The organism is Stutzerimonas stutzeri KOS6 (assembly GCF_000307775.2).
Lineage (GTDB): Bacteria > Pseudomonadota > Gammaproteobacteria > Pseudomonadales > Pseudomonadaceae > Stutzerimonas > Stutzerimonas stutzeri_B.
The window spans coordinates 1111304-1130478 of the sequence record NZ_KK020676.1; the positions used below are offsets into that span (position 1 = coordinate 1111304).

Consider the following 19175-nt stretch of genomic DNA (forward strand, 5'->3'; position numbering starts at 1 on the left):
CATGCGTGCGATCAGCCTGGAAATCATCGGCGCGAGCAAATCCTTCGGCAGCTTTCAGGCGCTGGCGGGGGTGTCGTTGACCGTGCGCGCCGGTACCGTCCATGCGCTGTTGGGCGAGAATGGCGCGGGCAAGAGCACGCTGGTCAAGGGTATCGTCGGCTACGGTCCGCTGGACGACGGCGAGTTGCTGGTCAACAACCGCCAGCAGCAGATTCGTACCCCGCGAGACTCTCATGCGCTGGGCATTGGCATGGTCTACCAGCACTTCACCGTCGCGCCGGGCCTGAGTGTGGCGGAGAATCTGGTGCTATCGCGTGGCGATCTGGGCTGGCGCATCGACTGGCCTCTGGAGCGCAAGCGCCTCAATGACTTCATGCAGCGCATGCCGTTCCGGCTGGATATCGAACGTCCGGTCAGTTCGCTGGCGGCGGGCGAGAAGCAGAAGCTGGAAATCCTCAAGCAGCTGTATCTGGACCGGCAACTGATCATTCTCGACGAACCGACCTCGGTACTGACGCCGCAGGAGGCCGAAGAGGTCTTGGGCCTGATGCACGATATGGCTCGCCGTGGGGATATTTCGGTATTGATGATCACCCACAAGTTCGGCGAGGTATCGCGCTTCGCTGACGATGTCAGCGTGCTGCGCAAGGGCCGGCTGGTCGGCAGTACCCAGGTCAGCGCCACCTCCCAGGAGGAACTGGCCACCTGGATGATGGGCGCCTCCGAAGCGGCTGCCGAGCCGGCCAGCCAGCAGCCGGTCGACCGCGACGCCGCACCTCGGCTGGAGGTGTGCGAACTGAGCGTGGCCAATGACAAGGGCACATTGGCGGTCAGCAAGCTGTCGCTGGACGTGCGCCCTGGCGAAATCGTCGGCATTGCCGGCATTTCCGGCAATGGCCAGCGTGAACTGACCGAGGCGCTGCTCGGTCAGCGGCAGTCGGTCAGTGGCGAGATTCGCATCAATGGCGCTCCTTACCAGGCCAGCCGCCGGGAGATGCAACGGGAGAAGGTATTCAGCCTGCCGGAAGAGCCCCTGCGCAATGCCTGCATCGCCGGCATGAGCGTGGCGGACAATCTGGCGCTGCGCAATTTCGACCAGCCGCCACTGTGCCGCCAGGGTTGGCTGATCAACCGGAAGGCGATTCAGACCCAGGCCGAGGCCCTGATCGAACAGTTCAACGTGCGCCCGGCGGACCCGCTGCGGCCGATAGGTACGCTGTCAGGCGGTAACGTGCAGCGTGCGGTCCTGGCCCGCGAGCTGACCCACGACGTGCGCACGCTGATCGTCTCCAACCCGGTGTTCGGCCTGGATTTCGCCTCGGTGGCGATCATCCACCAGCGTCTGCGCGATGCCCGCGCCCAGGGTGCCGCCGTGCTGCTGCTGAGCGAGGATCTGGACGAGTTGCTGGAAATGTCCGACCGCATCCTGGTGATCCACGAGGGTGAAATCAATTTCGAGGTGGCAGCCGAACAGGCTGACCGCGCCACGCTCGGCCACTACATGGCCGGCGCTGACCATACGGCAGGTGCGGCATGATCAGCGTGCCGGGCAAGCCGGCAGCCTTCAACTTCGATCCAACGCGTACCGCGCTGGTGGTCATCGACATGCAGCGGGACTTTCTCGAACCAGGTGGTTTTGGTGCGGCGCTGGGTAACGACGTAAGTCTGTTGCAGGCCATCGTCCCGGCGGTGGAGTCGCTGCTGGCGCTGGCCCGGGAGAAGGGCATGCTGGTCATCCACACGCGAGAGTCGCATCTGCCGGACCTTTCGGACTGCCCTGCAGCCAAGCGGGAAGGCGGCGCAGAAGGCTTGCGTATCGGTGATCCGGGGCCGATGGGACGCATTCTGGTGCGTGGCGAGCCGGGCAATCAGATCATCCCGTCACTGGCGCCGATTGCTGGTGAATGGGTGATCGACAAACCGGGGAAGGGGATGTTCTACGCGACCGGTCTGGGGGACAGGCTGGCCGCACAGGGCATCGAGTGTCTGATTTTCGCGGGTGTGACCACCGAGGTCTGCGTGCAGACCAGCATGCGCGAGGCCAACGACCGGGGCTATCGCTGCCTGTTGATCGAAGACGCAACCGACAGTTATTTCCCTGCCTTCAAGCAGGAGACCCTGGAGATGATCGTCGCCCAGGGGGGAATCGTCGGACATACCGCCACGTTGGCAGCGCTGGACGCTGCCATGAACGAGGAATGAGCGTGGGCAAAGAGCCATTGATCAATCTGCCCCATGTGGTCGAGGCCGTGCGCCTGGCCTTCGAGGACTACGAGCGCGCCCTGCTGGCCAATGAGTTGGAGGTGCTGGACGACTACTTCTGGGACACCGACCATACCGTGCGTTATGGCGTTGCCGAAAACCTCTACGGTGCGCGGGATATCGCCACCTACCGGCGCATCTGCACGCCGGTAGGGCCCGGCCGCCAGCTGCGCAACACGGTTATATCCACTTTTGATGAGAACTATGCCACCGTCAGCACGGAATTCAGCGACGGTGAAACCCTGCGTACTGGCCGGCAAATGCAGACCTGGGTACGCTTTCCCGCCGGCTGGAAAGTGGTTTCGGCACATGTAAGTGTCGATCTCAGTACGCTCTGACAGACAGGTGATGCCATTCTCAAGCACCAGACCAATGCCCTGGCGCAGCAGATCTATCAACGGTTGAAGCAGGAAATCTTCGACTATCAGCTGCTGCCCCATGACCGCTTCAGCGAGACTGAATTGGCCGCGCGCTACCAGGTGTCGCGTACACCGGTGCGCGATGCGCTCTATCGTCTGGAGCGCGAGGGTTATCTGGAAGTGGGGTTTCGCCGCGGCTGGACCGTCAAGCCGCTGGATTTCAACCAGATCGACGAGCTGTACGACCTGCGTGTGGTACTGGAGAGCGTCGCCATCGAGCGTCTATGCGGCCTGCCGGATCTGGCCGGCGCGCTTGTGGAACTCAATCGCATCTGGATGGTGCCGCCGGGCGAGCGCGAGCACGGCATGAAGCAGGTCGCCGATCTGGATGAAGCCTTCCACAGCGGTTTGCTCGCAGCCGCCGGAAATCGGGAAATGATGCGTGTGCACGCTGAAGTCTGTGATCGCATCCGTATTGTCCGGCGCCTGGATTTTTACAAGAGCGCTCGGATCGAGGAAACCTACAACGAACACGCACGCATTCTGACGGCACTGGCATCACGCCGGCGCGATGAGGCGCAGATGCTTCTGCGTTCGCATATCGAACAGAGCAAGATCGAAGTACGCAAGATCAGCCTGTCGATGCTGTCCGAGGCACGCAACAGTCTTCAACAGGCGTAATCCCGCGTTCGACTCGAAAAGCCGGGCCTCGGATAAGCCGATAACGCGGGTGTCCGGTCAATGCCTCAACCGATGCCGAGGCACATGTATTTTTGCTCAATGTAGTCGTCGATGCCGTAGTGCGAGCCCTCGCGGCCGAGGCCGGACTGCTTGATACCACCGAAGGGCGCGACCTCCGTGGAAATCAGCCCTTCGTTGACACCGACCATGCCGTACTCCAGCGCCTCGCTGACACGCCAGGCGCGGCCGAGGTTCTGGGTATAGACATAGGAAGCCAGGCCGAACTCAGTGTCGTTGGCCATGGCGATGGCTTCGGCTTCGGTGTCGAAGCGGAAGATCGGTGCCAGTGGGCCGAAGGTTTCGTCGCGGGCCACCAGCATCTGCGGGGTAACGTCTGCCAGGACTGTGGGCTCGAAGAAGCTGCCGCCCAGCGCGTGCGGCTTGCCGCCAGTCAACACGCGGGCACCTTTCGACACGGCGTCCTCGATGTGCTCGACAACCTTGGCAACGGCCTTTTCGTTGATCAGCGGGCCCTGCTGCGCGCCAGCATCGGTCGCCGGGGCCACCTTCATCGCGGCGACTGCGGCGGTGAGGCGCTTGGCAAACTCGTCGTAAACCCCTGCTTGCACCAAGACACGGTTGGTGCAGACGCAGGTCTGCCCGGTGTTGCGGAACTTCGAGCCCAGCGCACCCTGCACGGCTGCATCAAGATCAGCGTCGTCAAAGACGATGAAGGGCGCGTTGCCGCCCAGTTCCAGGCTGACCTTCTTGATGCTCTCGGCGCATTGAGCCATAAGCAGCTTTCCGATGCCGGTGGAGCCCGTGAAGGATAGCTTGCGCACCTTGGGGTTGCCGGTCAGCTCGCCACCAATGGCGCGGGAATTGGTGCCAGGCACTACGTTGAAGACCCCGGCCGGGATGCCTGCGCGCTCGCCGAGTTCGGCCAGCGCGAGCGCTGATAGTGGTGTCTCGGAGGCGGGCTTGAGCACCACGGTGCAGCCGGCGGCCAACGCCGGACCAGCCTTGCGGGTGATCATGGCGTTGGGGAAGTTCCAGGGCGTGATAGCCGCGACGACGCCAATCGGCTGCTTGATCACCACCAGGCGCCGACCTTGCTTGTCGTGCGGTATCACGTCGCCGTAGACGCGCTTGGCCTCTTCGGCGAACCATTCGATGAAGCTAGCTCCATAGGCGATTTCACCACGGCTTTCGGCCAGCGGCTTGCCCTGTTCCCAGCTAAGCAGGCGCGCCAGGTCTTCCTGGTTGGCCATGATCAGCTCGAACCAGCGGCGGAGGATGGCGGCGCGCTCCTTGGCGGTCTTGTCGCGCCAGGCCGGCCAGGCCTTTTCGGCCGCTTCGATGGCGCTGCGGGTTTCGCGCACGCCAACCGAGGCGACTTCGACGATGACGCTGTTGTCGGCCGGGTTGCGTACGGCAAAGCGGGCGCCGTCTTCGGCATTGATCCACTGGCCATCGACGTAGGCTTGCTGTCGCAGCAGGGATGAATCATTCAGCTTCATGAAAAACCTCTTCAGTAAACGCCGCCGCCACTGGTGGCCGGGGCGGGGGCGTCCTTAAATGCAGCGGCGAGGCTCTGCAGCCCGCGCATCAGGATGGTGGTGTCGACGCCAACTGCAACGAAGGCGGCGCCCAGTTCGATGTAGCGGCGCGCCAGCGTCTGGTCGGCCGAGAGGATGCCGGCGCCTTTGCCGGCCTTGCGGATACGGGCAATGGCGTCCTCTATCGCGACCTGCACGTCCGGGTGCCCTGGGTTGCCACGGTGGCCCATGGACGCGGAAAGGTCGGCCGGGCCGATGAACACGCCGTCGACACCCTCGACCGCCGCAATGGCGTCCAGATTGGCCAGCCCGTCAAGGTTCTCGATCTGTACCAGTAGGCACATCTGCTCATCGGCGTGGCCCAGATAACCGGGGATGGTGTTCCAGCGCGACGCCCGTGCCAGCGCACTGCCCACGCCACGGATGCCCTTGGGCGGGTAGTGCATGGCCTTGACCAAGTGCTCGGCCTGCTCGGCGGAGTCCACCATCGGCACCAACAGCGTCTGGGCACCAAGATCCAGTAGTTGCTTGATCAATACCGCATCCCCAATTGGGGGACGGATGATCGGGTGCGACACATAGGGCGCAACCGCCTGCAACTGGCCCAATAGGCTCTGCAGGTCGTTGGGTGCGTGTTCGCCGTCGAGTAGCAGCCAGTCGAAGCCGGCATTGGCCGCTAGCTCTGCGCAGTAGGGGTTGGCCAGGCCGACCCAGAGGCCGATCTGCGCTTCGCCGCTGGTGAGCCGCTGCTTGAAGGTGTTGGTAGGCAGGTCCATGGCGGATTCCTCTCAGGAGCGCCGGGGCTGGGGATACGGCTCATGGAGGTCTGTCTGTCCCATGCCTCCCCCTATCCCCAGCCCAGGTGCGCGTTTAAACAAACCTGCAGGCGATCGAGCCCAGCTGGTCGTAATCGACATGGAAGCTGTCGCCCGGGTTGGCGGCGACCGGGCGGGTAAAGGAACCGCCCAGGATAATCTGGCCCGGCTGCAGCGTGACGTCGTACGGCGCCAGCTTGTTCGCCAGCCAGGCCACGCCTTTGGCCGGGTGGTTGAGCACTGCGGCAGAAACGCCGGACTCCTCGATCACCCCGTTACGGTAGAGGATCGCCGGCACGCGGCGCAGATCCATGTCGTGCGGGCGGATTGGCCGGCCACCCATGACAACGCCACCGTTGGCGGCGTTGTCGGAGATGGTGTCGAACACCTTGCGGGTAACCTTGGTCTCGGGGTCGACCTGATGAATGCGCGCGTCGATGATCTCCAGCGCGGGGATCACGTATTCGGTTGCATCGAGTACATCGAATATGGTGCACTTCGGGCCTTTCAGCGGCTTGCCGAGAATGAACGCCAACTCCACTTCCACGCGCGGGACGATGAAGCGCTCGAAGGGAATGTCGCTGCCCTCGTCGAACAGCATGTCATCGAGCAGTGCGCCGTAGTCGGGTTCGGTGATGTTGGAGGAGACCTGCATCGCGCGCGAAGTCAGGCCGATCTTGTGGCCGACCAGCCTACGGCCGTCTTTGATCTTCATGTCGACCCAGGCGCGCTGGATGGCGTAGGCGTCTTCGATGGTGATTTCAGGGTGGTCCAGCGAGAACTGGCGCACCTGCTGGCGCGAGCGCTCGGCGGCGTCGAGCCGGGCAGCGCATTGCTGGATGAGGGAGACGTCGAGCATGACGGGGACCTTCTAGGTGTTCTTGTTGAATAGCGGATGCAGGCTGCTGTGCTTGGCGTCGAAAACCTGGCTGGTGCTTTCGTCGATCTGCAGGGTCACGCCGATCGCCCGGCGCGCGCGCGCGGCCTCGGTGTGGCGCGCCAGCACGGCGCTCAGTGCCTTGCCGACGGACTGATGCACGACCTTGCTGCGACCAGCGCCCATGCGCAGGTTGGCGTAGAGAAAGCCGTAGTTGCCCTGGCCGTCGGCCACCGCCGAATGCGCGGCCGGGTAGGCCAGCACGCGGGTGCCGCCCGTGGGGAACACGGCCTTGCCGGTTTCATCGCGCTGTTCGAGCATGGCGTCGGCCAACTCGCGGCACAGGGTGTCCATCGGCACGTCGGCTTCCAGATCGGCGGTATAGAGCAGAACCAGATGTGGCATCGGGGCCTCCGGGTCAGAGCGGGAAGACGGCGTTGATCTGGCCGGTGCCGGAGCTGCCGAACAGTTCAGTGATCACTTCCACCTTGCCGCTGTATTCCGGCCCGCCGAGCAGGCCGAGCAGCATGGCGGTATCGTGCATCTTGCCCTCGCCGAAGCAATGCTCAGCGTAGTCAGGCAACATGGCGCAGAACTCCTTGAAGCGGCCCTGCTTCCACATCTCCACGACATGCAGGTCGACCTGCTTGTCGAACTCGCGGCTCCAGTTGTTCAGGTTCTGCTGGGCCAGGCGGTCGTCGGAAAAGCGGTGCGACATGGAGCCGGATGCCAGCACCAGTACCTTGCGGTCGCTCTTCTCGATGGCGCGGCGCACGGCGGCACCGAAGGTGAAGCTGTCCTCGAGCCTGTGCCAGGCGCACCAGGCAGCGATGGAGACGACCTTGAGCTGCTGGTCCTCCGGCACATCCATGTGCATGTAGCGCATCGGCACGAGGGTGCCGTATTCCAGCTCCAGGCTCGCGATGTTGTGAGCCAGGGTACGCACGTCGGCGGCGTTCGCCTCCTCAGCGATCAGCGCGCCCAGTTCGGGGCAGCCCTGATATTCGTACTCCATGTCCTTGATGAAGTGGGGCAGCTCGTTGCTGGTGTAGATGCCCTTGAAGTGCTCGCCACAGTTGATGTGGTAAGCGCTGTTGACCAGCCAGTGCACGTCGAACACCACGGCGGTGTCGGCGCCCAGCTCGCGGGCGCGGCGGCCGATTTCCTTATGGCCGGCGATGGCCTGCTCCCGGCAGCCGTGGTTCGGGCCGGGCAATTCGGAGAGGTACATCGAGGGAACGTGGCAGATTTTTGCTGCGAGGACGATTTCACCCATGGCGGTTCTCCCTGGCGCCGCGAGGGCGCTTGTTGTTGGTTTGAGCGGAGTGGAGCCCACCCCGCTGGCTGCCTTACACGCCCCAGCGTGGGATGTGGTGGCTGCCCATGGAGATGCAGACGTTCTTCACTTCGGTGAACACTTCGAAGCTGTATTCGCCGCCTTCTCGCCCGGTGCCGGAGCCCTTGATACCACCGAACGGCTGACGCAGGTCGCGCACGTTCTGGCTGTTGATGAACACCATGCCCGCCTCGATGCCAGCGGCCAGGCGATGGGCCTTGCCGATGTCCTGGGTCCAGATGTAGGAGGCCAGGCCGTATTCGGTGTCATTGGCCAGGCGCAGGGCCTCGGCTTCGTCCTTGAAGGGGATCAGGCAGACCACCGGCCCGAAGATCTCCTCCTGGGCGATGCGCATCTTGTTGTTCACGTCGGCAAATACGGTGGGCTGGATGAACTGTCCCTTGGACAGATGTGCCGGAAGGCCCGCCGGACGCTCCAGCCCGCCCGCGACCAGGGTGGCGCCTTCTTCCATGCCGATCTTGATGTAGCCGGTGACCTTGTCGTAGTGGGCCTGGGTGATCATCGAGCCAACCTGGGTCTTCGGGTCCTGCGGGTCACCAACGATCAGGCGTTTGGCGCGGGCGGCGAACTCGTCGACGAACTGGGCATAGACGGTTTCCTGGATGAAGATTCGGCTACCGGCGGTGCAGCGCTCGCCGTTCAGCGAGAAGATGGTGAACAACGCGGCGTCCAGCGCACGGCCCAGGTCGGCGTCGTCGAAGATCAGCACCGGGCTCTTGCCGCCCAGTTCCATCGAGTACTTCTTCAGGCCGGCGTTGGCCATGATCTTCTTGCCGGTGGCTGTGCCGCCGGTGAAGGAGATGGCACGCACGTCCGGATGCTTGACCAGCGCATCGCCAGCGGTGGCGCCGTAGCCCTGGATGATGTTCAGCACGCCGTTGGGAATGCCGGCTTCGACGGCCAGACGGCCCAGCTCATTGGCGGTCAGCGGCGACAGCTCACTCATCTTCAGCACCGCGGTGTTACCCAGCGCCAGGCAAGGCGCGGTCTTCCAGGTCGCGGTCATGAACGGCACGTTCCACGGTGACACCAGGCCACACACTCCCACCGGCTGATGCAGGGTGTAGTTGAGCATCTGGTCGTCCACCGGGTAGCTATGGCCGTTCATGCGCGTGCAGACCTCGGCGAAGAAGTCGAAGTTGTGCGAGGCTCGCGGGATCAGCACGTTCTTGGTCTGGTGAATCGGCAGGCCGGTGTCCAGCGTCTCCAGCTCGGCCAGCTTCGGCACGTTCTGGTCGATCAGCTCACCGAGCTTGCGCATCAGGCGGGCGCGCTCCTTGGCGGGCAGGCCGGCCCACTTGGGGAAGGCTTCCTTGGCGGCCGCAACGGCTTGGTTCACTTCGTCTGCACCGCCGCTGGCGACTTCGCCGATAGCTTCCATGGTGGCCGGGTTGTAGTTGGTGAAGGTCTCTTTGCTCTCGACCTCGCGGCCGTTGATCCAGTGCTTGATCATTTACTCAAACCTCTTTGGCACGCGCCGCGAAAAAGTCGGATTCGCTGACGATGGTATTGACGAGACGGCCTACGCCTTCCACTTCGACTACGACCTCATCACCCGGTACGACGTCGGCCAGGCCTTCGGGCGTGCCGGTGGCGATCATGTCGCCCGGCTGAAGGGTCATGAAGCTGGAGAAGTACTCGATCAGGTAAGGGATATCGAAAATCATGTCCGCGGTGGTGCCTTCCTGCTTCAGCTCACCGTTGATCCAGGTGCGCAGTGTCAGGTTGGACGGGTCCGGTACCTCGGCGGCATCGACGATCCACGGGCCTACCGGGGTGGTGCAGTCGCGATTCTTCACCCGCAGGTTCGGGCGGTAGTAGTTTTCGAGGTAGTCGCGGATCGCGTAGTCGTTGCAGACGGTGTAGCCAGCGAGGTACTCAAGTGCATCCTCGCGCTTGACGTTCCGTGCCGGCTTGCCGATTACCGCGACCAGCTCGCACTCGTAGTGCATGTACTTGACGTTGTCCGGGCGCCAGGTGATCTGCTTGTGACCGGTATAGGTGCCTGGCGACTTGATGAAGGCCAGCGGCTCGGTCGGTGCCTTGAAGGACAGCTCGGCGGCGTGGTCGGCGTAGTTCAGCCCCAGGGCGAACATACTGCCGGTGGCCGGGGGCAGCCACTCGACCTGATCTTCCAGCAGCAGCTCGCCGCTGGGCAGGCGGACCGCGTTGGCGGCCTCGACGGTAACGTTGTGGATATCGCCCTGGTAACGGATGCGTGCGTGTTTCATCGAAGGCTCCTTATTCCGCGACCACGGTGTTGGTCAGCTTGCCCATGCCGGTGATTTCCACCACGACGGTGTCGCCCGGCTGAACGTCCACCCGACCTTCCGGCGTGCCGGTGATCAGCACATCGCCTTCGTCCAGGGTCATGAACTCGCTGAGTTCGGCAATCAGTTGGGGAATGGTGCGCACCCAGTTGGCGGTGCTGTTTTCCTGCCGAACCTCGCCGTTGACGTACAGGCGCAGGGTCAGTGCGTTGGGATCGGAAATCGCGCTGACGTCCACCACCTCGGGGCCGATCGGGCAGAAGCCGTCGCGGCACTTGGCCTTGACTGCCGGGCGGTAGTAGCTGTCTTCCGGCAGGCTGAATTCATTGACGATGGTGTAGCCGGCTACATGGCTCATGGCCTCGGCTTGGCTGACGCGGCTGGCACGCTTGCCGATCACCACACCCAGAGCGGGCCCCGGTTGCAGGCGCTCGACGCCCGCCGGAAACACCACAGGCTGGCCGTTGGCGTTGCGGGTGTTGGGCGTCTTGATGAACAGCACCGGTTTGACCGGAGGCTTCTGGTAGGGCGGCTGGTCGAATTCTTCCAGGCGGCGTTCGAGCAGCCCCTTGTAGTTCAGTGCAATGCCGAACAGGGTGCCGTGGGCTGCCTCGTCAAGGGTGCGGGCCATGGTGTTCTCCCTTCTGGTTCTCGGTGGGCGACGGGTGGCGCACCTTGAAAATAATATTGGTTAACATGTTAATTTTATATTTAACATGTTAATTGGTGTCAAGATATTTGGTCGATTGAGTGGCGCTTCTCGCCGAACGGCACTACGCCTGGGAATGCCCAAGCAGTACTCGGGTCTAATCAAGCAGGGTGGACAGCGAGGTTGGATTGGCCGGTGCAGGCAGTTGCCAAGAGCTGCAAATACCTTCAAAAAACCCCCGCCAGGGGAGCGGACTGGCGGGGAAATGCCCGGCTGTTGTTACCAGAGTGGCAAGGTGTAGCCAATGATCAGGCGGTTTTCGTTTACGTCGGTGGTGAGCCCGTCTCCGGAGCGGAAGGCTACGTTGCGCAGACGTACATTCAGGCCTTTCAGGCTGCCGTCTTGGACGGTGTATACCAAGTCGGTATCGCGTTCCCATTCGCTGCCGTCGCTGACGGTCGGCGTCTCGATATCGTAGCCCTTGACGTAGCGGGTCATGAAGCTCAGGCCGGGCACGCCGAGCGCGACGAAGTCGAAGTCGTAGCGCAGCTGCCAAGCGTCGGTTTCGGCCTTGGAGAAGGTGTTGTAGGTAACCAAGTTAACGCTGTATGGGTCGCTACCGGCCATGAACGGGAAATTACCGTCGCCTGAGATGCGCTGATAGGCACCGCTGAATTTGTGGGGGCCGGCATTCAGGGTGACCATGCCCATCAGTGCGTTATTGTCGATTTCGCCACCGATGGCGTCGCCACTGTCGTTGCTCTGGAAGTAGCGCAGGTCGGTGCGCAGGCTCAGCTTGTCGGACAGCGGGAGCACGTTAACCAGGCCGAGGAAGTGCTGTTTGTATGCGTCCTTGAGCTCGCCGTAGTAATAGCTTGCGGTCAGCCCGTCGAAAAGGTCGTAGGAGCCGCCAGCGAAGTCGAAATGGTCGCTCTCCGCACCGTTGTACACGTACTGCATGTCGTCGCGACTGCTGGAGTCGCGCAAGTTGGCTTCGGTGACTCGCCCGGCATTCAACTGTAGGCCATCGATGTCTTGCTGCGAGCTCACCATGCCGCCGGTGAAGGTGCCAGACAGCAGCCGCGTGTCGTTATACATGATTACTGGCAGCACCGGCTGCAACGCACCCAAGCGTAGGGTGGTCTCGCCGATGTTCGCCTTGGCGGTCAATCCGAGCTCGCTCCAGTTGTCTTCCGGTACGCCGGCATCATTGACTGCAAGCACGCCGGTTCGGCTGTTGCCTGCGGTGGAGTCGAGCTTCAGTCCGAGCTGGGCGATGGCGTCTAGGCCGAAACCGACCTGGCCTTCGGTGAATCCGGACTGAAAGCGCAAGGTGAAACCTTGACCCCAGTCCTCCTGGGTCGGGTTGCCGTTTTCATTGCGAAAATCGCGGCTCATGTACATGTTGCGCAGTTCGAGCGAGGCCTTGCTGTCTTCGATCAGCGCCGCGCTGGCCATACCACTCGAAGCGCAGGCGACGGCGGCAGCGAGCGTGCAGAAGAGGGGAGTAGTGTTTTGCCAAGTCATTGTTTTTATCCTTTTGGGCTTTGGGTGCGTCAGCTAACACCTGTGCAAGGCGAGCACTAAATTTTATAGATCATTGTTAACCTATTAACAATATCGGTGATGCAAATTTGCCATTGCGTGCAAGTGACAATTGTCTTCCTGTGCAACGATCGATTTTTTAGTTATTGGATTGGATTTATTGATTTTTCTGTTAACTCGAGACCGAGTTGACATCCACTGCAATGCTGGCGATTCAGCTGCCTATGAGTGCTCAAGCCGAGCAGATGATTAACTATGAAAGAGATTTTGAAGTGGCCGGACGCCACTCCTTATCTGCTCCGTGTATGAACCGTCGGTAACGAGCTGCGTCAGACCCAGGCCAGCCCGGGAGGGCTGGGTGTCTTGCATCATTCCTGGATGAAAGCGTGCAGCAACGTGGCCCCGTTCGGGGAGTAATTGGGCACATCGGCGGCAAGTGCCTTCCCGGTGGGTGATTGCAAGGCCGTCAGCAAGGTAGCCTGGTCGGGAAAGTACGCTTGGAAGATGCAGAACCATGGGCTGGTTGCATCACCCAGTGGCTCTGGAAAGGCGTAATCGAAACGCAGCATGCCGTCCAGCTTGCGTGCCATGGGCAGGTGCTGGTTGACGTAGTACGCCTTGAAGGCTTGCGGGTCGGCCGGATGGGGATAAAGGACCATCAGTTTGTACATGGTGTTTTCCTTGCCAGAGTGGTTTGTATTTCAGTGCCGGTGTCGCCAGGCGCTGGGTGGCATGCCAAAGCGGGCCGTAAAGGCGCGGCTGAAGTGGGCCGGGTCGGTGTAACCGCAGCCCAGGGCGATCTGCGCGACCGTGCGCTCGCGCCATTCGGGATGCGCCAGCAGGGTGCAGGCTCGCTCCAGGCGCGCCTGCTGGATGAAGGCTCTGGGCGTTGTGCGCTGATCGAGAAACAGGTTGTACAGGCTGCGTCGAGAGATGGCGAAGGCCTGGGCGATGGTTTCCGGGGTCAGGTGCGTGTTGGCCAGATTGTGCTGGATGTAGCCCTTGACCTGCTCCAGCCGCGAGTTGTTGTTGACTTTGGCTGACAGTCCGGTCCGGGTGAGTTGATTCTCCAGGGCCCGCTCGATCAGTGCCACGGTGGATCCTTGCAGTGTCGCCTGGCTGGCCGGGTCTAATGTGCTGCCATCACGCAGCATTCCAGCTAGCGAGGCCATCACGATACTCGGCGTTCCTCGACCACCCAGAGGCTGTCCGGCCAAGGCACCGACGCTCGTGGACCAGCCATAGCATTCCGTCTGAGGCATGAGCAGAACCATGAAGCGTGAGCGATCGCTAGATTCGATGCTGTATTCGCGCGTTGTGTCGTAGATCGACCACATGCCCGATTCAAGCTTGGCAGAGTGGTTTCCTTGCTCGATCCGGCTGCTACCGCTCAGTTGCCAGAACAGCTTGAAAAACGCCACTTGGCTGTTTTCCGCATCGCGACGTCGACGCAGCACACGTGATGCGCTGACGTCCATTTCTGCTGCCAGGCTGCTGCCGAACCGGGCGATGAGTGCTCGCGCTCGGAAATTGTCCGGCGCCTGGCAGTCAAGCTTGAGGAAGTGGTCGCTGGCCAGGTCGCGCCAGTTCTGAAGACTTTGCAGGCTAAGCTGAGTTGGCTCTTGCATGTCGACGCTCCGCATTCCGAATACAGCCTGCCCTTGACGGGCGGGGGTCAGTGACTGTTCGCAGTGATCGCCGTGTCGGTCGTCTGTTCGACCCATCGCGCGAATTCGCTAACGCTGGCACCCGGCCCCATTGCCGCCGATGCCTGTTCCCAGAGCTTGTGGCCCAGGCGTGATGCGGGAACTTCGACGCCGCTTTGCTCGGCCAAGCCCATGGCGATGCCCATGTCCTTGAGCATCAATTCCAGCTTGAAGGGATCGTCGAAGCGACGGCTGATCACGCGCTGATGGATGTGCGTGTGGGTGATCCAGGACATGCCCGTGGATTCGTTCAACACATCCGTCATCACCGACGGGTCGAGACCGTGCCGCTTGCCGATCACCAGCCCTTCGGTGGTGGCGGTTAGGGTCATGGCGGTGATGAGGTTGTTGATGCACTTCATCATGTGCCCGCAGGTCAGATCGCCGAGGTGGAACACGGCACGCCCCATGGCGTCGAGCAGTGGCCGCACGCGCTCGACATTCCGCTCACTGCCGCCAACCATGAATACCAGTTCCGCCGACTGAGCGCCCCATTGAGCGCCCGAAACTGGTGCATCGACCATCTCGATACCCTGCTTTTCCAGCAGTACCGCAGTTTCGCGCGTCAGCCAGGGCTCCGACGAGGAGGTATCGAGCAGCAGACTGCCGGGGGCCATACCGGCGAGCAGCCCATCCTCAGCCGTCACCACCTGGTTGACCACTCTGCCGTTCGGCAGCATGGTGACAACGATATCGCTATTGCGACCCACCTCTGCTGGATTCCTGCAGGCCATGGCGTCGGGCAGTACCAGAGAGAGCTCCTCGGCCAGTAGCGGCGAGACGTCGTACAGGGCCAGGGAGAAGCCTGCATTGGCTAGGCAGGTCGCCATCGGCGCGCCCATCACGCCGAGGCCGATGAATCCGATGCGGGGTTTGCTGATTTGAGTCGTCATGGAAAAGTCCGCTTGTTCAGGTTCAATGGATCCACTGGAAAATGAAGGTGACCAGTGACGGGAACAGGATGAGAATCAGCAGCCCTACTACGAGAGCGCCGATGAAAGGAATGACGCCGCGGTAGAGGGTCTTGACCGATACTTCCGGCAGCAGCGAGCTGAGTACGAACAGGTTCATGCCCACCGGCGGGCTGATCATGCCGATCATCACCACCATGACGATGAGAATGCCGAACCAGTGCGGGTCATAACCCAACTGTACGATGACCGGAAAGAACACCGGCACGGTGAGCAGAATCATGGAGAGCTCTTCCATGACACTGCCTAGCGCGATGTAGATGAGGCAGATGGCGACCACCACCAGGGTTGGGCTGATGCTCAGGGCGCTAACCGCCGTGCGCAGTTCGCCGGGCATGCCGGTGAAGTTGATGAAGTTGCCGAATATCAGGGCGCCGATCAGGATAGTGAACAGCATGGCTGTGGCGCGGGTCGACTCGCTCATCACCTCGGAAAAGATCGCCCAGTTGAGCTTTCCGCGCAGCAGTGCGAAGAGGAAGGCACCGAAGGCTCCGAAGCCGGCTCCTTCGGCAGCGGTGAACAGCCCGCCGTAGATACCACCCATCACCACCAGGAACAGCACCACCACGCCCCAGATCTTGCTCAGGGCGCGCAGCCGCTGCCGCCAATTGTCCCGCGCGCAGGCCGGCGCTGCCTGCGGATCGCGATGAGCCACCCAGGCGATGGCACAGCACATCAGTACCATCATCAGCACGCCGGGAATCATGCCCGCAGCGAACAAGCGCCCGATACTGGTCTCGGTGATGATGCCGTAGATCACCAGCACCGTTGATGGCGGAATCAGGATGCCCAGTGTGCCACCGGCGGCGATGGTGCCAGCGGCCAGAGTCTCGGAATAGCCGAGCTGGCGCATCGCCGGGTAGGCCACCTTCGCCATGGTGGCCGTAGTGGCGATCGACGAGCCACAGATGGCGCCGAACCCGGCGCTGGCGCCGATGCTCGCCATGGCGATACCTCCGCGCCGATGGCCGATGAACGAGCGCGCCAGCTCGAAGAGTTCAGCTGCCATGCCCGCCCGGGCGGTTAGATTGCCCATCAGAATGAATAGCGGGATGACTGAAAGGGTGTAGGAAAAGCCAGTACTTTTAATGACAGATAGCGTGCTGATCAGCGAAGCATCCCAGGATCGCAGCAGCGCCAGTCCGAAGAAGCCGACAATGCCCATGGCAAGCGCGATCGGTATGCGCATGAACATCAGGGCGAACACCGCCAGAAAGCCAAGTAGTGAGGCCAACATAAGTAGTAACACCTTTAAGGGAAGGGCCCGCCACCCAGCGTGACGGGCCTTGCCACGTTCAAGCCCGTCGGTCGATGGTCAGGCAACGGAGCAGATGCAACAGGCCGGCGAGCAACACGGTGGTGGCCATCAGGTAGACGAACCAGCCGATGGGGATACGCAGGTAGACGCTGACGTCTCCGTCATCCAAAGTGCGACCGGCGTAGCGCCAGCAGGCCAGCCCCAGCAAGGCGAAGGTGACTGCGCATACCAGATCCATCAGCATTCGCGACCAGACAGCCAGGCGCCCCTTGTAGAAGGCGTCAGCCAGCTCGAAGCCGACGTGCTCGCTGCGCCAGGACACCAGAGGCAGGGCGCAGAACAGCACGATCACCATCAGCATCTCGCTGACTTCGAGCGCGCCGGGTACGGAGCGGAAGAACTTGCGCCCCAGCACGTCGACGAAGGTCAGCAGCATCAGGCCGAACAGGGCGCTGCCGGCGGCGAACACCAGCAGCCCGTTGAGCCGGTCCACTGCCCGTTCCACCGACATGGCCTTCACTGTGCCCGTGCCTCTGCGCGATAGGCCGCGATCTTCTGCTCAGGCTCGCTCACGCCGCGGCTGCGGGCCAGTTCGATCCAGCGCTGTTGCAGTGGCTCGATACGGGCCTCGGCTTCTTTCACCAACGGCTCGGGAGCCGCCAGTATCTGGATACCGGAGCGCTCGGCCAGTGCGCGTCCTTCGGCGTCGCGCTTATCGAACGCCTGACCCAGGGCCCGCGAGTAGGGCTCGCCGGACAGCGCCTGGATCGCCGCCTGATCGGCCTTGCTAAGGGCGTTCCAGCGATCCTTGTTCATCACGACGATGAACGTGGAGCTGTAAAGGCCCCCCGGGAAGACAGTTGCGTGCTTGATCAGGCCGTCGAGCTTGTAGGTCACCAATGATTCGAATGGCAGCCAGACGCCGTCCATGACGCCCGTGGAGAGCAGCTCATAGGATTCGGTGGCGGGCTTGAGCGCCGTGTTGGCGTCAAGCAGTTTGGCTACGTCATTGACCACGCCGCCACCGACCCGGAACTTGAGGCTACGCAGATCGTCCAGTGTTTCCACGGGCTTCTGGCTGTTGAACACCACGCCGGGGCCATGGCTGAACAGGGCCAGCACCTTGACGTCCTTGTACTCGTCCATGATCGGCGGGTTTTGTTCGGCGAGACGGTAGAAGGCCACCGAGTTTGCCTCGGCAGAGTCGGCCATCAGTGGCATCTCGGCGATTTCCGACAATGGGAATCGGCCGGGAGTGTAGCCGATCACGGTCATTGCGATATCGGCCAGGCCGTCGCGTACGGCGTTGTAGTGGCCGGCCGGATTGGTGACCGGCTGTGGCAGCGTCTGCAGACTGACGCGGCCCTCGGTGGATTTCTCCACCTGCTTGGCCCAGTCCTGCATGACCGCGGAGATTGGGTGCCCTTCCGGCAACCACTGGGAGACGTAGAGGTTTTCAGCTTGGACGAAGGTGCTGGCCAGGCATAGGGCGCCGGCCGCGAAGATACGACGGGATAGGTTCATGATTGCTTCCACTCTTGTTGTAATTGGGATGGAGCGCTTTCGTTAAGTTATTAACTATTTCTTGCCCCAGGCTGTCAAGGCCCGTGACTGATCGGTGGTGGCACCGAGGATGGTGCGGGCATGCTCCCAGCGCTCTCGTACTGCGCGGCTGACCGGCGCGTTGACGTCCAGGGCTTCGCCCAGTCCGGTGGCGATGCCGACGTCCTTGGCCAGCAGGCCGAGGGCGAAGCCGGTCTGGAAAGTGCCGGGAACGACCTGGCCGGCAAACACCACCTCGCTGTTGAAGCTGCGGCCGGTGGAGCAATTGATGATCTCGACCATCATTGCCGCGTCCAGGCCGAAGCGCTCGCCGATCAGCACAGCTTCTGCCGTGGCGGTGTAGGCGGCCGCGGCCACATAGTTGTTCAGTGCCTTCATGGCATGTCCGGAGCCGAGGCCGCCTGTGCGGAACACGCGTTTGCCAAGAGCCTCGAATACCGGCATGGCTCGGTCAATGATTGAGGGCTGGCGGGCGCCGGCCATGATCGACAGCGTGCCGGCCAGTGCCCCGGGCACGCCACCGGAAACCGGGGCGTCGATCAGCTCGACGCCCCGTTTGGCCAGCGTTTCACCGAGCTCCCGGCTGCCCAGTGGTTCGGACGAACTCATATCCACCACCAGCGTGCCCGGTGTCAGATGGGCCAGCAAACCGCCTTCGGCCTCGAGAAGCACGTCCCGGACGATTGCCCCGGTCGGCAGCATGGTGATCACCAGCTCGGATCCTGCGGCCAGATCAGTCCAGGTCAGGCAAGCCGTAGCGCCATACTTCTCGGCCAACTGCGCTGCCCGGTTGCTGTCGACATCGTGCAATTTGAGGTTGAAGCCGGCCTTGGCCAGGTTCGCTACCATGGGTTCGCCCATGTTGCCCAGGCCGATGAAGGCCACATTTTTTGACTGGCTCATGCTTGCCCTTCCCCAAACGAGATGCCGAGTTCGCGTAGTGCCGCGTCGGTGGTGTAAGCGGCGCCGACGGCCGCGGGAACGCCGCAGTACACTGCGGCGTGACGCATCAGTTCGCTCAGTTCCTGTGCCGTCACGCCATTGGCTACGGCCCCCTTCACATGGATAGCCAGCTCGTGTGACCGTCCCATGCCGATCAGCATGCAGAGTGTCGCCAGGCTACGGGTCTTGCGGTCCAGGCCCGGGCGGCTCCAGACCTCGCCGAAACACTGTTCGGTGACCAGGTCCTGGATAGGACGTGTGAACGGGCTGGCGTCGGCGATCTGGCGATCGGTGACTTCTTCGCCGAACATGGCGTGGCGGATGGCCAGGCCTGAGTCATAGGTTTTTTCGCTCATTTGCT

General features: G+C 62.3%; 21 protein-coding genes. 4 read left to right on the top strand and 17 right to left on the bottom strand.

What is annotated here, in order from left to right; translation table 11 throughout:
• Nucleotide 1 precedes the first annotated feature (1 nt).
• The 4 genes from B597_RS33315 to B597_RS33330 are packed head-to-tail and all read left to right on the top strand — an operon-like array spanning nt 2 to nt 3302.
• The gene (locus B597_RS33315) at nt 2–1537 is read left to right on the top strand and encodes an ABC transporter ATP-binding protein (protein ID WP_003291940.1); all 1536 of its coding nucleotides are present in this window, start codon (nt 2–4) and stop codon (nt 1535–1537) included.
• Nucleotides 1534–2202 carry a cysteine hydrolase family protein gene (locus B597_RS33320; RefSeq protein WP_003291941.1) on the top strand — a complete coding sequence of 223 codons (669 nt, stop codon included), beginning with the start codon at nt 1534–1536 and terminating at the stop codon, nt 2200–2202. Before B597_RS33315 ends, B597_RS33320 begins: the two co-directional genes overlap by 4 nt.
• Nucleotides 2199–2600 (top strand): oxalurate catabolism protein HpxZ, encoded by a 402-nt coding sequence (hpxZ, locus tag B597_RS33325; RefSeq protein ID WP_003291942.1) that lies wholly within the window; start codon nt 2199–2201, stop codon nt 2598–2600. The genes B597_RS33320 and hpxZ overlap by 4 nt, the downstream gene beginning before the upstream one ends.
• A 15-nt stretch (nt 2601–2615) precedes the next feature.
• Nucleotides 2616–3302 carry a GntR family transcriptional regulator gene (locus B597_RS33330; RefSeq protein ID WP_031323376.1) on the top strand — a complete coding sequence of 229 codons (687 nt, stop codon included), beginning with the start codon at nt 2616–2618 and terminating at the stop codon, nt 3300–3302.
• Nucleotides 3303–3367: 65 nt separating this feature from the next.
• On the opposite strand, the gene B597_RS33335 is transcribed toward B597_RS33330, so the two are convergent.
• From B597_RS33335 to B597_RS33415, 17 genes are all read right to left on the bottom strand, one after another.
• Nucleotides 3368–4822, bottom strand: coding sequence for an NAD-dependent succinate-semialdehyde dehydrogenase (locus tag B597_RS33335; protein WP_003291944.1), 1455 nt, complete (start codon nt 4820–4822; stop codon nt 3368–3370).
• Nucleotides 4823–4833: 11 nt separating this feature from the next.
• Nucleotides 4834–5637 carry a 4-hydroxy-2-oxoheptanedioate aldolase gene (gene hpaI / locus B597_RS33340; protein WP_024161922.1) on the bottom strand — a complete coding sequence of 268 codons (804 nt, stop codon included), beginning with the start codon at nt 5635–5637 and terminating at the stop codon, nt 4834–4836.
• Between the two features lie 94 nt (nt 5638–5731).
• Nucleotides 5732–6535 carry a 2-oxo-hept-4-ene-1,7-dioate hydratase gene (gene hpaH / locus B597_RS33345; RefSeq protein ID WP_003291945.1) on the bottom strand — a complete coding sequence of 268 codons (804 nt, stop codon included), beginning with the start codon at nt 6533–6535 and terminating at the stop codon, nt 5732–5734.
• A 12-nt stretch (nt 6536–6547) separates the two neighbouring features.
• Nucleotides 6548–6958, bottom strand: coding sequence for a 5-carboxymethyl-2-hydroxymuconate Delta-isomerase (locus tag B597_RS33350; protein WP_003291947.1), 411 nt, complete (start codon nt 6956–6958; stop codon nt 6548–6550).
• 13 nt (nt 6959–6971) lie between these two features.
• Nucleotides 6972–7829, bottom strand: coding sequence for a 3,4-dihydroxyphenylacetate 2,3-dioxygenase (hpaD, locus tag B597_RS33355; protein WP_003291948.1), 858 nt, complete (start codon nt 7827–7829; stop codon nt 6972–6974).
• Between the two features lie 73 nt (nt 7830–7902).
• Complete coding sequence (hpaE, locus tag B597_RS33360) at nt 7903–9363, bottom strand: 5-carboxymethyl-2-hydroxymuconate semialdehyde dehydrogenase (RefSeq protein WP_003291949.1); 1461 nt, start codon at nt 9361–9363, stop codon at nt 7903–7905.
• 4 nt (nt 9364–9367) lie between these two features.
• A complete protein-coding gene (locus tag B597_RS33365; RefSeq protein ID WP_003291950.1) occupies nt 9368–10141 on the bottom strand; it encodes a fumarylacetoacetate hydrolase family protein in 774 nt (257 codons plus the stop codon).
• A 10-nt stretch (nt 10142–10151) separates the two neighbouring features.
• Entirely contained in the window at nt 10152–10811 is a 660-nt protein-coding gene (locus tag B597_RS33370) for a fumarylacetoacetate hydrolase family protein (protein WP_003291952.1), read from the bottom strand.
• A 297-nt stretch (nt 10812–11108) separates the two neighbouring features.
• Nucleotides 11109–12287: an OprD family porin gene (locus tag B597_RS33375; RefSeq protein WP_003291953.1), complete on the bottom strand. Its 1179-nt coding sequence runs from the start codon at nt 12285–12287 to the stop codon at nt 11109–11111.
• 455 nt (nt 12288–12742) lie between these two features.
• Entirely contained in the window at nt 12743–13045 is a 303-nt protein-coding gene (locus B597_RS33380; protein ID WP_003291954.1) for an EthD family reductase, read from the bottom strand.
• 30 nt (nt 13046–13075) lie between these two features.
• The gene (locus tag B597_RS33385) at nt 13076–14002 is read right to left on the bottom strand and encodes a helix-turn-helix domain-containing protein (RefSeq protein WP_003291955.1); all 927 of its coding nucleotides are present in this window, start codon (nt 14000–14002) and stop codon (nt 13076–13078) included.
• 47 nt (nt 14003–14049) lie between these two features.
• Complete coding sequence (locus B597_RS33390) at nt 14050–14973, bottom strand: NAD(P)-dependent oxidoreductase (protein ID WP_003291956.1); 924 nt, start codon at nt 14971–14973, stop codon at nt 14050–14052.
• 22 nt (nt 14974–14995) lie between these two features.
• Nucleotides 14996–16288: a TRAP transporter large permease gene (locus B597_RS33395; protein WP_003291958.1), complete on the bottom strand. Its 1293-nt coding sequence runs from the start codon at nt 16286–16288 to the stop codon at nt 14996–14998.
• 58 nt (nt 16289–16346) lie between these two features.
• Entirely contained in the window at nt 16347–16802 is a 456-nt protein-coding gene (locus tag B597_RS33400; RefSeq protein ID WP_192939396.1) for a TRAP transporter small permease, read from the bottom strand.
• A gap of 23 nt (nt 16803–16825) precedes the next feature.
• Nucleotides 16826–17833 carry a TRAP transporter substrate-binding protein gene (locus B597_RS33405; protein ID WP_003291960.1) on the bottom strand — a complete coding sequence of 336 codons (1008 nt, stop codon included), beginning with the start codon at nt 17831–17833 and terminating at the stop codon, nt 16826–16828.
• Between the two features lie 54 nt (nt 17834–17887).
• Nucleotides 17888–18775, bottom strand: coding sequence for an NAD(P)-dependent oxidoreductase (locus tag B597_RS33410; RefSeq protein ID WP_003291961.1), 888 nt, complete (start codon nt 18773–18775; stop codon nt 17888–17890).
• A complete protein-coding gene (locus tag B597_RS33415; RefSeq protein WP_003291962.1) occupies nt 18772–19170 on the bottom strand; it encodes a carboxymuconolactone decarboxylase family protein in 399 nt (132 codons plus the stop codon). The genes B597_RS33410 and B597_RS33415 overlap by 4 nt, the downstream gene beginning before the upstream one ends.
• Nucleotides 19171–19175 lie beyond the last annotated feature (5 nt).

Bases quoted from the DNA above. Each gene is read 5' to 3' on its own strand.
- B597_RS33315 (WP_003291940.1), top strand. From the start codon at position 2: ATGCGTGCGATCAGCCTGGAAATCATCGGCGCGAGCAAATCCTTCGGC.
- B597_RS33320 (WP_003291941.1), top strand. From the start codon at position 1,534: ATGATCAGCGTGCCGGGCAAGCCGGCAGCCTTCAACTTCGATCCAACG.
- hpxZ (WP_003291942.1), top strand. From the start codon at position 2,199: ATGAGCGTGGGCAAAGAGCCATTGATCAATCTGCCCCATGTGGTCGAG.
- B597_RS33335 (WP_003291944.1), bottom strand. From the start codon at position 4,822: ATGAAGCTGAATGATTCATCCCTGCTGCGACAGCAAGCCTACGTCGAT.
- hpaI (WP_024161922.1), bottom strand. From the start codon at position 5,637: ATGGACCTGCCTACCAACACCTTCAAGCAGCGGCTCACCAGCGGCGAA.
- hpaH (WP_003291945.1), bottom strand. From the start codon at position 6,535: ATGCTCGACGTCTCCCTCATCCAGCAATGCGCTGCCCGGCTCGACGCC.
- B597_RS33350 (WP_003291947.1), bottom strand. From the start codon at position 6,958: ATGCCACATCTGGTTCTGCTCTATACCGCCGATCTGGAAGCCGACGTG.
- hpaD (WP_003291948.1), bottom strand. From the start codon at position 7,829: ATGGGTGAAATCGTCCTCGCAGCAAAAATCTGCCACGTTCCCTCGATG.
- hpaE (WP_003291949.1), bottom strand. From the start codon at position 9,363: ATGATCAAGCACTGGATCAACGGCCGCGAGGTCGAGAGCAAAGAGACC.
- B597_RS33365 (WP_003291950.1), bottom strand. From the start codon at position 10,141: ATGAAACACGCACGCATCCGTTACCAGGGCGATATCCACAACGTTACC.
- B597_RS33370 (WP_003291952.1), bottom strand. From the start codon at position 10,811: ATGGCCCGCACCCTTGACGAGGCAGCCCACGGCACCCTGTTCGGCATT.
- B597_RS33375 (WP_003291953.1), bottom strand. From the start codon at position 12,287: ATGGCCAGCGCGGCGCTGATCGAAGACAGCAAGGCCTCGCTCGAACTG.
- B597_RS33380 (WP_003291954.1), bottom strand. From the start codon at position 13,045: ATGTACAAACTGATGGTCCTTTATCCCCATCCGGCCGACCCGCAAGCC.
- B597_RS33385 (WP_003291955.1), bottom strand. From the start codon at position 14,002: ATGCAAGAGCCAACTCAGCTTAGCCTGCAAAGTCTTCAGAACTGGCGC.
- B597_RS33390 (WP_003291956.1), bottom strand. From the start codon at position 14,973: ATGACGACTCAAATCAGCAAACCCCGCATCGGATTCATCGGCCTCGGC.
- B597_RS33395 (WP_003291958.1), bottom strand. From the start codon at position 16,288: ATGTTGGCCTCACTACTTGGCTTTCTGGCGGTGTTCGCCCTGATGTTC.
- B597_RS33405 (WP_003291960.1), bottom strand. From the start codon at position 17,833: ATGAACCTATCCCGTCGTATCTTCGCGGCCGGCGCCCTATGCCTGGCC.
- B597_RS33410 (WP_003291961.1), bottom strand. From the start codon at position 18,775: ATGAGCCAGTCAAAAAATGTGGCCTTCATCGGCCTGGGCAACATGGGC.
- B597_RS33415 (WP_003291962.1), bottom strand. From the start codon at position 19,170: ATGAGCGAAAAAACCTATGACTCAGGCCTGGCCATCCGCCACGCCATG.